15 protein-coding genes are annotated in these 12404 nt (G+C 43.5%); 3 read left to right on the forward strand and 12 right to left on the reverse strand.

Features of this window, described 5'->3' with window-relative positions; translation table 11 throughout:
* Positions 1-695: serine hydrolase (locus tag JZU62_RS09660; RefSeq protein ID WP_295014266.1), on the forward strand; the 695-nt coding region annotated here is incomplete at its 5' end.
* Here the strand turns inward: JZU62_RS09660 and JZU62_RS09665 are convergent.
* Positions 679-981 (reverse strand): monooxygenase, encoded by a 303-nt coding sequence (locus tag JZU62_RS09665; protein ID WP_295014268.1) that lies wholly within the window; start codon positions 979-981, stop codon positions 679-681. The genes JZU62_RS09660 and JZU62_RS09665 overlap by 17 nt on opposite strands.
* 71 nt (positions 982-1052) lie before the next feature.
* Between JZU62_RS09665 and JZU62_RS09670 the strand changes: the two genes are divergently transcribed.
* Together JZU62_RS09670 and JZU62_RS09675 are read left to right on the forward strand one after the other, a co-directional pair.
* A complete protein-coding gene (locus tag JZU62_RS09670) occupies positions 1053-1370 on the forward strand; it encodes a hypothetical protein (protein WP_295014270.1) in 318 nt (105 codons plus the stop codon).
* A 6-nt stretch (positions 1371-1376) separates the two neighbouring features.
* Positions 1377-3332 (forward strand): ABC-F family ATP-binding cassette domain-containing protein, encoded by a 1956-nt coding sequence (locus tag JZU62_RS09675; protein WP_295014272.1) that lies wholly within the window; start codon positions 1377-1379, stop codon positions 3330-3332.
* A gap of 12 nt (positions 3333-3344) precedes the next feature.
* On the opposite strand, the gene JZU62_RS09680 is transcribed toward JZU62_RS09675, so the two are convergent.
* Genes JZU62_RS09680 through JZU62_RS09730 form a run of 11 tightly spaced genes read right to left on the reverse strand, consistent with a single transcriptional unit; the run spans position 3345 to position 12404 of the window.
* Positions 3345-4406: a hypothetical protein gene (locus tag JZU62_RS09680; RefSeq protein ID WP_295014274.1), complete on the reverse strand. Its 1062-nt coding sequence runs from the start codon at positions 4404-4406 to the stop codon at positions 3345-3347.
* An 8-nt stretch (positions 4407-4414) separates the two neighbouring features.
* Complete coding sequence (locus JZU62_RS09685; RefSeq protein WP_295014277.1) at positions 4415-4705, reverse strand: Dabb family protein; 291 nt, start codon at positions 4703-4705, stop codon at positions 4415-4417.
* A 10-nt stretch (positions 4706-4715) separates the two neighbouring features.
* A complete protein-coding gene (locus JZU62_RS09690) occupies positions 4716-5603 on the reverse strand; it encodes an NAD(P)H-dependent glycerol-3-phosphate dehydrogenase (protein WP_295014279.1) in 888 nt (295 codons plus the stop codon).
* Complete coding sequence (locus tag JZU62_RS09695; protein ID WP_295014280.1) at positions 5600-6301, reverse strand: NAD-binding protein; 702 nt, start codon at positions 6299-6301, stop codon at positions 5600-5602. Before JZU62_RS09695 ends, JZU62_RS09690 begins: the two co-directional genes overlap by 4 nt.
* On the reverse strand, positions 6298-7857 hold the full coding sequence (locus tag JZU62_RS09700; protein WP_295014282.1) for an ion transporter: 1560 nt from the start codon (positions 7855-7857) through the stop codon (positions 6298-6300). The genes JZU62_RS09695 and JZU62_RS09700 overlap by 4 nt, the downstream gene beginning before the upstream one ends.
* Before the next feature lie 8 nt (positions 7858-7865).
* Positions 7866-9293, reverse strand: a complete 1428-nt coding sequence (gene gatB, locus JZU62_RS09705; protein WP_295014284.1) for an Asp-tRNA(Asn)/Glu-tRNA(Gln) amidotransferase subunit GatB — start codon at positions 9291-9293, stop codon at positions 7866-7868.
* Positions 9294-9311: 18 nt separating this feature from the next.
* On the reverse strand, positions 9312-9863 hold the full coding sequence (locus JZU62_RS09710) for a thiamine phosphate synthase (protein ID WP_295014286.1): 552 nt from the start codon (positions 9861-9863) through the stop codon (positions 9312-9314).
* Positions 9860-10138: a hypothetical protein gene (locus tag JZU62_RS09715; RefSeq protein ID WP_295014288.1), complete on the reverse strand. Its 279-nt coding sequence runs from the start codon at positions 10136-10138 to the stop codon at positions 9860-9862. The genes JZU62_RS09710 and JZU62_RS09715 overlap by 4 nt, the downstream gene beginning before the upstream one ends.
* A 10-nt stretch (positions 10139-10148) precedes the next feature.
* Complete coding sequence (locus tag JZU62_RS09720; protein WP_295014290.1) at positions 10149-10826, reverse strand: F0F1 ATP synthase subunit A; 678 nt, start codon at positions 10824-10826, stop codon at positions 10149-10151.
* A 59-nt stretch (positions 10827-10885) separates the two neighbouring features.
* The gene (locus JZU62_RS09725; RefSeq protein WP_295014291.1) at positions 10886-11713 is read right to left on the reverse strand and encodes a bifunctional riboflavin kinase/FAD synthetase; all 828 of its coding nucleotides are present in this window, start codon (positions 11711-11713) and stop codon (positions 10886-10888) included.
* Positions 11694-12404, reverse strand: a complete 711-nt coding sequence (locus tag JZU62_RS09730) for a TlyA family RNA methyltransferase (RefSeq protein ID WP_295014293.1) — start codon at positions 12402-12404, stop codon at positions 11694-11696. Before JZU62_RS09730 ends, JZU62_RS09725 begins: the two co-directional genes overlap by 20 nt.

Raw genomic sequence — 12404 nt, forward strand, 5'->3', positions numbered from 1 at the left:
AAATCATGACCGCTATGTTGGCGATAGAACAAGGGAATTTGGATCGTCCCGTAACGATCACTGCCGAGATGATAGCGGTTGAGCCGACCAAAGCGGGCTATAAAGAGGGGGATGTGATACGTCTTGAGGATTTGATCAAAGCCGCTATGATCAAATCCGATAACGATGCAGCAATGGCGATTGCGATAGCCGTAGGGGGAGATCTCCATACGTTTACCCAAATGATGAACCTCAAAGCGGTTCAAATCGGTATGGATAACACCGTATTTACCAACCCGTGCGGTTTTGACATCGGTATCCACCATTCTACCCCGCTTGATCTTCTCCATTTGGCAGAATATGCGATCCAAAATTCTCTCTTTAACGACATTACTCGTCAAAATGAACATACCTATTATGCACTCAATAACAACCGAAAATTTGTAGCTAAAACCCATAACCATCTTTTGGGAAAATACGAATACGCGGTAGGGGTTAAGACAGGATACACCTCTAAAGCGGGAGCTTGTTTCATCGCGCGCGCCAAAAAAGACGGCAACGACTGTCTCATTGTGATGCTCAACTCCAAAGAGAACCGTTGGAGCACAGCTCAACAGATTTTTGAGCAGGTATTTGTGCAACCTGAGGTTGAGCATACAGAAGAGACTTTGATGGCTCAAAGCGAACCACCATCTGATCCTAAACTACAGCTTTAGTAAGGTGTGAAAGAGGTATATTTACCTCAAAAAGTTTAGCACGTATTCCTTGAACACCAAAACTCTCTAACCGTGCCGTATGCATTTTTAAATATTCTTCCGCTGAAACAGTGTCTTCAAACAGATAAATACCGCCTGATTCATTCATTTCGCGATTTTCTGTCCATATTTTCCAAATCAACCCTTTTTCTTGTGCAATTGACGAGGCAAGAGGGCTGAATGCCTCTGTCATCTCATCCCCAAATGGTCCTGTGTATGGAAAATCAATTTGTAATAAAATGCCCATTTTAAACTCCAATTTTTCTTTCTGAAAGTATACCCCAATACTCTAAACTCCTATCCGCTATAATTCCTAGTATGAATAACGAGCACATAATTTTCCATATTGATCCAACTCCTGCTCTCCCAACACGCCGATGCCGCTTTCTAGCACGGGTATTAGGGTACACCCTTAGTTTTGGAAATTATGCTTTTGCACTCATCGTCTGGTGGCAAAGCGACTGGTTTATCGCTTTGGGGACATTGTTACTAGGATTTATTGTTTTCGGGATTATTCGGAGCAAATTGCGTAATGACTCCATTCCACCATCCCAGCGAGAAACCCCTTACAACGATTACGCGATAGCAACATGGTATTTATCTCGAACCACTTGTTTTACACTCCCTAAGGAATAAAAAAATATGGCATTAGTCGATCTTCTCAATGTATCTAAGCACTACGAAGCCCAAAAAATTTTAGAAAATATCAACTTTCACATCGATGAGGGGGAGAGAGTCGTTATCGTCGGTAAAAACGGTAGCGGTAAATCGACCCTTATGAAGATCGTCCACGGCTCACTCGATGCCGATCAGGGAGAGCGGATTAACCGACAGGGAATCGAGATCAAAATGCTCTCCCAAGTCCCCGCATTTGATCCCTCTCATACTGTCCGTGAAGCAATCGAGGCAGGGCTAGGAGAGCTCAAATCTGCACGGGGGCGTTTTGATGAGATTTCAGCCCTCCTCTCGGAGGAATTCGACAATGAAACCCTCCTGTTGGAGCAATCCCACCTCACCACGTTTCTCGATCATCATAATGCGTGGAATCTTGATGATAAGATCGAGCGGATCATGCACCATTTTATGCTCAAAGAGTATGAAACTTCAAACGTTGCACTCCTTAGCGGGGGGGAACAGCGCCGTGTTGCTCTCGCTTCATTGTTACTGCTTAAACCCGATATCCTCCTCCTCGATGAGCCGACCAACCATCTCGACGTCTACATGGTGGAGTTTCTCGAAGAGCTGATTCTCAAAGAAAAATTCACCCTCCTCTTTATCTCGCATGACCGTTATTTCATCGACCAAATCGCCACTAAAACCATCGAAGTAGAAGATTGCGCTCTGCGTGAGTTTAGCGGAGGATACAGTAACTATTTGGAACAAAAACAAGAGTTATTGCGGACGATGGCACAACAGCACGATAACCTCCTCAAACTCCTAAAATCTGAAAATGAATGGTTACGACGTGGGGTCAAAGCACGTCTAAAACGGAATGAAGGTCGTAAACAGAGGGTATTGGCACTACGGGAAGATGCCAAACATAACCCTAGCAAAATTCGAAAAATGAAACTGGAGCTAGAACGCGAAGCCAAACACTTCAATCGTGGAGAGGGTGTAAATCGCCAAAAGATGCTCTTTGAAGTGGAAAATCTCGGACTTACACTGGGGAACAAAGAACTTATCCGCAATTTTTCGACCCGAATCTTGCAAAAAGACGTTATCGCCGTCGTCGGACCTAACGGAAGCGGTAAATCCACCCTCCTAAAAGCCCTTCTAGGGCGTCTAAAACCAACGAACGGCATTATCAAGATGGGAGAGCTTACCATAGGCTATTTCGATCAACACCGCGAAATGCTCGATGATAATCTCAACCTCATCGAAACCTTCTGCCCTCAAGGCGGAGACCGAGTCGATGCACAAGGGCAAGATTATCACGTTTACGGCTATCTCAAGAACTTCCTCTTCCCGCGAGAGTTTCTCGATAAAAAAGTGGGAGTCCTCAGTGGCGGAGAAAAAAATCGTGTCGCCCTCGCCCTGCTCTTTACCAAAAAAGTGGACTGTCTCATCCTCGATGAGCCGACCAACGATCTCGATATTCCTACCATCAACATCCTCGAAGAGAAGCTCCAAAACTTTGCAGGTGCTGTTATCCTTGTAAGCCATGATAGATATTTTGTCGATAAAATCGCCAAAAAACTCTTCATCTTCAAAGGGGACGGCACCATCGAAGAGAGCTATAAACCCTACAGTGAATACCTCGAAGATGAAAAAGAGTTGCTTGAGATGGATGCAATGGAGGCAGAATTTGCGAAACCTGCCTCCACAACTCAAATACAGAGCGAAAAGCCCAAAGTATTCAAACTCACGTTTAACGAACAACGTGCACTAGAAAAGTTACCACTAGAGATCGAAGCCCTCGAAGCAAAAATCGATGAGCTAAACGCTTCCCTCGCCGACCCGAAAAAATACGAAAAAATCGGGATTAGTGTTTTAGCCGAAGAGTTGGAAAAAACGAAAGCTCTCTATGAAGAAAAAGTGGACGAGCTTTTAACCATAGAAGAAAAAGCCGAAGAGATCGAAGCGCTCAAAAACAGTTAAAAAGAGGCGATTTTAGTCCGCCTCAACCTCAATTCTAAACTTATCATCCATGAATTTTCGGGCTTTATCATCACTCATTGATAAAGATTGAAGCAATGCATTTTGAACTTGCACCATACTCATCTCTTTTTGATTTTTCCCCGAGAGTGAGATCTCATTAATCTCCCCTTTGAGCATTTGGATCATTGCACGGATCAAATCTTTTTCCACGACACCCTGTGTATTCGATAGATCAGCTTCAAACCGTTTTGCTATCGCCTTGTTGATCGCAGTGGCCGCTTTTTCTTTATCATTCATATCCAATGGAGCAAGGGAAAACTCTTTTAAAAAGAGGGCTTTTTCCTCTTTTTGGAGGGTATCTGTGAAACTTTTGACCGATTCATAGGTAACCTCAGAAATAGCACGATTGGTTAGCGTGAGGGTAAAATACTCCAGTATCATCGAATCGGGTGTTTGACTCGAAACTTCCCGCGCACTCATCGAAAATTCAAGCGGCATAATAGCATTATCGATACGAAAATGGTCGATTTCGAGACGTTTAATATTCATCTGACTCCCCTCGATCTCACCTTTTAATGCAAAACTAATCGACTTTAATTTATCAAGGGTATTTTGCTGAAAGGCATTGCTCACGTTTTGAGAAATCATCTGTCCGATAATCGGTTGAGGAAGGAGAACATCATCGGCTTCAATATCAAACGAGGCATTCACCCCTTCAGCTTTAGCAAATGATTTGAACTGTGAGAGTTCCTCAACATCACCCAAACGAAGCGCACCAATAGAGAGCTGTTCTTGTCCCATGAGCAAAAATTTTATCCCCTCAATCTCACAATCGGTATTAATAATCCCACTGCAATCGATTGTGGCGTATTTCATTTCGCCGCCAATGAGAACCAACTGCTCTTGGTATTGGCTAATCGCACCAACCAACTCTTTTTTTACCTGTTCATTCTTATAATGAGCAAATGCACTAACACCGACAACGACCACGGCCGCCGCAACAGAGAGATGAATTTTATATTTTTTATAAAATGGCTTATTAGGATTTTCTTCTACACTTAACGCTTCGTTCACACGTACCCTTATTGTCTATAATCGACGACTTTAGAGAGGGTCGTTACCTCTTTGATCACACTCACCACTTCCAAATGAGCAGGGTGAGTTGCATAAACATCCAATGCCGCCTGTTCTTCAAACATCGAAACTAAGACCATATCAAATGAGCGTTCACTTCGGCTGATATCAATCCCCACTTCCATTGAGTGCAAAGTGCTTATTTTGGAAGGAAGGGCTTCGAGTAACCCTTTCACCATTACCATATTAGCCTCTTTATTTTCATCTTTAAACTGAAACATTACGATGTGCACTAACATTTTCTATCCTTTATCTTTCTATCAAATCTTTTAAACTTTGTTTCGGTGATTTCCCCTCTAAAATAGCATATACTTCCGCCGCTATGGGGAGATAAATACCGCGAGAGAGTGCTATCTCATGAAGCGCATACGCCGTTCCGATCCCCTCGCTCACCTCACCGATCTCTTTACACACAGTCTCTTTGTCTTTGCCCTGTGCCAAACCAAGCCCCACACGATAGTTACGAGACATCGAGGAGCTAGCGGTCAAAAACAGATCCCCTGCCCCGCTAAGCCCCAAGAAGCTCTCATCCTGTGCTCCGTATGCTTTTCCGAAACGTAGCATCTCTACCAGTCCTCGTGCGATCAAACTCGCCGCCGCATTATGCCCAAGACCTAGCCCATCACAGATCCCCGCCGCAATAGCGATGACATTCTTATACGCACCACTGATCTCTGCTCCTATAACATCCGTACTCGTATAGGTACGGATAAAACTCGGGAAAAGTGCGGCAAATTCACCCGCTGTCTCCAGAGACTCCGAATTGATCACCAGAGCGGTAGGGAGTTTTTGTTTCACTTCGATGGCAAACGAAGGACCCGATAAAAAGGCCAAATTCTCCGCAGGGATATACTCTCCATAAATATCGTTCAAAAACCGTCCACTAGAGGCTTCGATCCCTTTTGCCGCAACAAGAATTTTCTGTCCGCTAAAAATAAAATTTTCTCTTAGCCACTTCGCTACCTGCTGCGCAGGAACAGTGATAATCAGGTATTCGCATTCGAGGACTTCATCAAGCGTTCTAAAATTATCCCACTCACGCGGAGTACGTGACGTAATAATCACCTCGTTTTTTTCCAACATAGCAAAGGCTAACGCTTCCCCCCATTTGCCAGCGCCGATAATCCCTACTTTCATTTCACTACTCCCATTGCTTCAGACAATGCCGCAATACTATCATCGTATCCAACAACCACTAAAACATCATTAGGATCAATATGATGGTGATGCCCTTTCGAGGTAAAACTAAACGTAGCAGAGAGCTGATGATCGACGATAGCGAGGACAAGAATATCAAATTCTTCCCCCCAATCAATCTCATGCAGATGCTTTCCGACTAAAAAGCACTTCTCAGGAACCGTGATTTGAGCGATTTTCAGAAATGACTGCTCGTACAAAATATCATGTAATACTTCGGTCACGGTCGGTTTTTCCAACATTTCAGTGATAATATTGGCAGTAATCTGTTGCGTTGCCATTACCTTGTTGGCTCCGGCACTTTTCATTTTTGCCGCACTCTCATGATCTCCTGCTAATGCAATAATGGGAAGATTTTCAAAAATCGAACGAAGTGATATGGTAAGAAAGACATTTTCAGCATCTTTATCCAGTGCGCAGAAAACAATCAAACTATTCGGATCAAACTTCTCATCAATCACTCTCCAATCTTCCCCCAAATCAAACAATGCCGCTTCAAAACCCGCCGCTTTAGCAGCACTCCGTTCTGATTCATTCATAACAAAAACAGCGAAAGAGGGATATTCAGGCGCTATTTGTAGAGCTATTTGTTTCGCATATTCGTTAAATCCGAATACGATAGCACTGTGATAATTCATCGTCTTTTTTTCCTCCGCATCAAGGATTTGAACTCATCGATCAATGAGCGGGTACCCACGACAATCGCGACATCCCCCTCTTCCACCAAAAGAGAATTAGAAGGATTAAAGAAAAACGATTTACTCGATTGTTTATAAACCCCAAGAACGATGAGCCGCTTGTGAAACATAGTGAGCTTTGTCGTCTCAAAAAACTGATTCGCCATAATGGAATCCAAAACAATCTCTTCGATAAAAACACCGCTGTTTTCAGAACGCAGTGCATGAATAACTTCAAACGCTACCGGCCGTCCACTCACCTCTTTCGACATCAATCCGATCAATTCTTGTGTGTAGACAATCTCATTAATGCCTGCCAATGAGAGTTTGCGACGATTTTCATGATGATGCAGTATAGAGAGTAATTGAACATTTTTGGATATTTCACGAATCGTTAACGCGGTATAAACATTCAAGACATCACTCTCTTCGAGCAGTATAGCAGCGATCACTTGCGTTTCAAAATTGATCCGAATAGCATGATACGAGTGAAGCGATGCAGGATTATAATTCAGTGCTAAAAATCCCTCTTTTTGTGCTTCGGCAACTTTTTTGTGGTTGGTTTCGATGATAATCACCTGCTTACCGGTTTTTAGAAATCGGTGTGCGACTTGTGCCGCCAAAGGTGTGTATCCACAAACCAGATAAAACTGATCCACCTTGGAAACGTCATCGATTAGCTTATCCTCTTTGATCTCATCAAGTTTTTCGGTAAAAGCCGATACGACGATTGACGTTGAAAATGCGATAACAGCAATCCCCGCTACGATGATCACCATTGCAACCATTCGCCCCTCACTGGTTACAGGGACAAAATCACCGTACCCGACGGTAAAGATGGTTACGACAGACCAGTAGACTGCTTCAAACAGAGTATTGATCGGAGAATCTGGGTTATTTGCTTCCATAACATAAATGAGGACGGATGACACGGTGATGATTACACCGGCGAACATTCCCAATGTAAGAAATTCAAACTTTTTAGACGATAGGATAGAGACAAACTGCTGTAGACTTTTGGTGTAGCGGAAAAGTTTGAATACCCGAAAAAGGATAAAGACCCGCAACAACCGCATCTCATGGAAAAACGGCATGATAGCGAGCAGATCGATAATAGCGGAAGGGGAGAAAATAAATTTCGATTTGGTCAAAACAATATGATGCAATACAGTTAGTACCTTGAACGGACGCTGTAAAAAAAGATCGTGCTCATATTGCTCAATAATTGCTTTGGAATTATCACTGTAAACCCAAAGGCGGAGTAGATATTCGATCAAAAAGATAACCGAAATGACATAATTGTTAAAAAAGAGCCAATCGGGTTTTACCTCATATTTAACATGATGTACGAGGATATAAACACTGATAACAATCAGTATCATCATCGTATAATCAAAAAACTTTTTATACGGATAAGAAGGGTTTTCGAGAAGGTTATGAAAGAATTTTTTACTATGACGATAGCGCGGGGATGCGCTCAGAAAAAATGCAATCCCTACTATCCATCGACCTATCATCAATAGCTCTATTGTGCTAATTTAGCTTGGAGAATGTCGTTGAGAGTATTCGGATTAGCCGAACCTTTAGAAGCTTTCATCGCTTGACCGACGAAGAAGCCAAAAAGTTTATCTTTACCCGATTTGTACTCCGTTACTTTATCCGTATTCGCCGCTAAAATCTCATCGATCAAGGCTTCGAGTGCACCTGTATCACTTACTTGTTTAAGCCCCAGTTTTTCAATTACTTCATCGACATCGCCACCGTTTTCAAAGAGGTAATCAAGAATCTCTTTTGCTGCTTTACCGCTAATAGCAGACTCTTCAATCCGTTTGACCAAAGTTCCAAGCATTACCGCACTAATCGGTGATTCTGATGGATTCATACCACCACTCAAACGCCCTTGCAACTCTACTGTGAGCCATGTTACCGCATTTTTCGCACTAATTCCCTGCTCTAACATTGCTTCAAAATAGTGCGCGGTTTCAAGTTCCGACGTAATGACCGCCGCATTGTATTCATTAATCCCAAATTCACGTACAAAACGCTCTTTTTTCGCATCGGGAAGTTCTGGGATATTGCAGACATCGGCATACATCGCATCATCAACGACCACTTTAAGCAAATCGGGTTCAGGGAAATAGCGATAATCCGCCGCTTCCTCTTTACCGCGCATAGAGCGGGTCTCTTGTTTCACTTGGTCAAACAACCTTGTCTCTTGAACAATCTCGCTCTCATAAACACCGTCTTCCCACGCCTCTTTCTGACGGACTACTTCGAGTTCGATTGCCCGTTGGATAAATCGAAAACTGTTGATATTTTTGATTTCGACGCGGGTGTAGAGTTTCTCATCCCCTTTGGGGCGAATTGAGACGTTGACATCTACACGAAACGACCCCTCTTGCATATTGGCATCCGAGATATCGATATAACGGACGATAGAATGGAGTTTCTTGAGATACAAAATCGCATCTTCGGCAGAGCGCATATCAGGTTCAGAGACGATTTCAAGTAACGGAGTCCCCGCACGGTTTAGATCCACCTTTGAAATAGCACCGTCATGGATATTTTTCCCTGCATCGGCTTCGATATGGGCGCGGTTGATACGGATTGTTTTATGGCTTCCGTCTTCGAAATCGATTACCAAGGTACCATGCTCAACAATAGGGGTATAAAGCTGAGTGATTTGGTACGCACTTGGGCTATCGGGATAAAAGTAACTCTTACGGTCAAAGAACGAAATGCGATTAATTGTCGCCCCTACCGCCGTACCGAACATCCCTGCTTTACGGACTGCCTCTTTATTCAGCACCGGCAATGCACCCGGCAATGCCAAACACGTTGGACACGTGTTAGTGTTTTGTTCGTGGTTAAAACTGGTAGGGCAAGAGCAAAAAAGTTTAGACTGAGTGTTGAGCTGGACGTGAACTTCCAAACCAATAATGGTTTCAAACATAATAATTTATTCCTTGATTTATATAAAATAGCGTATAGAGGCAAAGCCGTAAGCTCCGCACTCCTCTACCGCTTTTATCTGCTCCTCAGTCGTAATTCCGCCGAGCGCAAAAATAGGTACTCTTATTTTAGCCACTATTTCTTTTAAATCCTCTAAACCCTTGGGTTCACCTTTGGCAGGAGAAGTAAAAATCGGGCTGTAGGTGATCGCATCGACACCTAACTCTTGCGCTTTGAGAGCTTCTTCATACGTGTGGGTACTGATAACGACGTATAACGCCCGTTTTTTAGCCTCTGTTATCTCGTCAAACTGTGTAGAGGTGAGATGCACCCCATCGGCTTTTAATTCGTATGCAAGATGATAATCACCGTGTAGTAAAACATGAGGAATTTTATACGCTCGTGAGAGAGTTATAAACGTATGTGCGAGATCAGCGTAACCATGAGTTTGCTTGTCTCTGAACAGTGCAAAATCGGGAAATCTATGGGAATAAATGACATCTAATGCCGATTCAAGCTCATTAGGCGTACTGCCGTAGAAAGCGGGATCGGTGATAAGGTAACTTTTCACGCGTCCGAAGGGGTAATGGTCACACTCTCTCGAATCTCTTCGAGAAGTTCATTTTGTTTTTTAAGAATATCAGTACGATCACGTGCCATCGACATACTTTCTAATACCAATAGCAAAAATATGGCTAAAAAGATAAAAATGAAAGTAAACATAATTGCGGGAACAATACCGAGGAAAACAAATGATTGGAAAGTGACCCAAGCTCCGACGATAACGAAAGCCCAAGAGACGCCTCCGAGGAAGCTTAAAAGGGCATCGAACGTACTTCGCTTCATCAAAAGTGCTTTAGTGGTCGTCGTGAAGAAGAACTGCACCACCAAGGTAAACGTAGGTGAGCATCATGAAAATGAACGCTTGCAAGAATGCCATAAAAGTCAACAATGCAAACGGGATCATCGGCAATAACCAAGGAGCCAACATCAAGATGACCATCAAGAACATGTCATCCCCTTTGACGTTACCGAACAATCGGAAGCTCAAAGAGATAATACGAGAGATGTGTGAAACGATCTCGATTGGGAACATCAACCACGCCAACCACCATACAGGACCCATAAAGTGTTTGAAATAACTGATGATACCGTTACGACGAATACCTTCGAAGTTATAATACGTGAAAACTACCAAAGCAAGTGCTAGGGTGAAATCCAAAAATGCACTCGGTGCTTCGAAACCAGGGATTACCCCGATAACGTTAGCGACACCGACGAAAAGACCGATGGTCGCAACAAGTGGAAGATAACGACGAGCTTCCGCTTTACCCATAACGTCCGCACCCATAGCAAGTACACCGCTAAGATACGCTTCCATTACGTTTTGTGCTCCACTTGGAACAAGACGAAGATTTGATGTAGCCATTTTCGCAATAATTAACACGATTGCCGCTGCTAACAGCATGTGTGTGAGGAAAATGAAGCTATGATCGTGGCTGATAAGGCCGAAGAAGGTAAACAACTCACCCATAAGTAGCGTTCCTTTGCATGAAAAATTAACGGGATTTTAGCCAAATGCAGATTAAATTCCTATAAACTCAAATGAATCAGTTCACGACGTGCGTTTAAAATATCATCACTGATCGCTTTTTTAAGCTCTTCGAGTGACTCAAACTTCTGATTCTTGCGTAAAAATTTGACAAAACTGATCGTCGCTCTCTCACAACTGCCGATAGACTCACCCAAAATATGACTCTCTATCGCATAACTGCCATCCGTTGTTACACGGTGCCCGACAAACACGACGGAGGGATGAAAATGCTCTTCGTCATCAATACGGGTCAATGCGGCGTAGACCCCCTCATACGGAAGCAAATAACCCCTGCATTCGAGGTTGATGGTAGGGACGAGATCGGTTTTGCCGATACCCTGCCCTTTGATAACCGTCCCTTTTACACAATAGTTGTGTCCCAAAAAGCGGTTTGCTCCGCTGATGTCACCGATTTGGATTTTGTTTCGGATTTTATGGGAATGGACCGAATCGTTCTCGATACACACCTGATCGATTACGGTGATTTCACCGTCGAACAACTCTCCCAAATTGGAATGAGAATAACGACGGTTTTTTCCAAAATGGAAATCATACCCGACGACGATTTTTTTCAGATGGGGAAAACGTTCTTTTAACATCGCTATAAACGCTTCTCCCTCAAGATGACGAATATCATCAAGCGAATAGTAAAGTATCGGATAATGGCTGTAATGTTCGCGTTCCGTATCGGGGGTGAGATTGGCATATCCCGTCTCGATCACGACGATAGCACCGTTTATCCCTAGCTCATTAAAGAGTTGCTGATGCCCGATGTGCATCCCGTCAAAGCCGCCGATAGCGATGGCATTAACCTTTGATAAAGCCATAACACGTCTCCTGATTTCCCTCTTTTCCTGCAATATGGGCAATCTCTTTGGCAATCAGTTTCCATCCTAACAGTGCACACGTATCTTCGAGGCGGATCATCGCTTTGCCGATGGCTTTGTCGTCTTTCACCACCCCGTTTTTGTCCCGTTTCACTTCACGCCCCACTTGAAACTGCGGTTTAAAGAGGAGAACAATATATTGAGAAGCAAGTTTATCGATTGATTCGAGGATTAGCTCCAGTGGGATAAATGCCACATCGCACGTGACAATCTCAAAAGGGGTTTCAGCACTAAAGGAGCGAATATCGGTATTTTCATGGACGACTACGCGTGAATCGCTCCGCAAGGAAGGATGAAGCTGATCGCTCCCCACATCGACACAGGTGACACTTGCAACATCGTTTTCGAGGAGTATTTGAGTAAATCCACCCGTCGAAGAGCCGATATCAAGCGCACGAAGAGTGCTCAGATTCCATTCGGTATGAGGGAGAAATCCTTTGAGTTTAATCGCCGCACGGCTCACATAGAGCTCCGTATCGGCGATCTCAACACCCATCGTTTCAGTGACATCAAACGAGACTTTATCAATGATTTTTCCATCAACACTCACAGCGTGTTCTTTAATCAACTGCTGTGCTTTGTTTCGGCTCTCAACGAGGCCGTTTTCTACTAAATAACTATCAAGTCTCAT

The sequence above is a fragment of the Sulfuricurvum sp. genome, from assembly GCF_019163035.1.
Classification (GTDB): domain Bacteria; phylum Campylobacterota; class Campylobacteria; order Campylobacterales; family Sulfurimonadaceae; genus Sulfuricurvum.

Excerpts from the sequence above, each read along its gene's own strand:
- JZU62_RS09690 (WP_295014279.1), bottom strand. The coding sequence starts at position 5,603 with ATGAAAGTAGGGATTATCGGCGCTGGCAAATGGGGGGAAGCGTTAGCC.
- JZU62_RS09725 (WP_295014291.1), bottom strand. The coding sequence starts at position 11,713 with ATGGCTTTATCAAAGGTTAATGCCATCGCTATCGGCGGCTTTGACGGG.
- JZU62_RS09715 (WP_295014288.1), bottom strand. The coding sequence starts at position 10,138 with ATGAAGCGAAGTACGTTCGATGCCCTTTTAAGCTTCCTCGGAGGCGTC.
- JZU62_RS09720 (WP_295014290.1), bottom strand. The coding sequence starts at position 10,826 with ATGGGTGAGTTGTTTACCTTCTTCGGCCTTATCAGCCACGATCATAGC.
- JZU62_RS09675 (WP_295014272.1), top strand. The coding sequence starts at position 1,377 with ATGGCATTAGTCGATCTTCTCAATGTATCTAAGCACTACGAAGCCCAA.
- JZU62_RS09730 (WP_295014293.1), bottom strand. The coding sequence starts at position 12,404 with ATGAGACTTGATAGTTATTTAGTAGAAAACGGCCTCGTTGAGAGCCGA.
- JZU62_RS09695 (WP_295014280.1), bottom strand. The coding sequence starts at position 6,301 with ATGAATTATCACAGTGCTATCGTATTCGGATTTAACGAATATGCGAAA.
- JZU62_RS09670 (WP_295014270.1), top strand. The coding sequence starts at position 1,053 with ATGAATAACGAGCACATAATTTTCCATATTGATCCAACTCCTGCTCTC.
- gatB (WP_295014284.1), bottom strand. The coding sequence starts at position 9,293 with ATGTTTGAAACCATTATTGGTTTGGAAGTTCACGTCCAGCTCAACACT.
- JZU62_RS09700 (WP_295014282.1), bottom strand. The coding sequence starts at position 7,857 with ATGATAGGTCGATGGATAGTAGGGATTGCATTTTTTCTGAGCGCATCC.
- JZU62_RS09685 (WP_295014277.1), bottom strand. The coding sequence starts at position 4,705 with ATGTTAGTGCACATCGTAATGTTTCAGTTTAAAGATGAAAATAAAGAG.
- JZU62_RS09665 (WP_295014268.1), bottom strand. The coding sequence starts at position 981 with ATGGGCATTTTATTACAAATTGATTTTCCATACACAGGACCATTTGGG.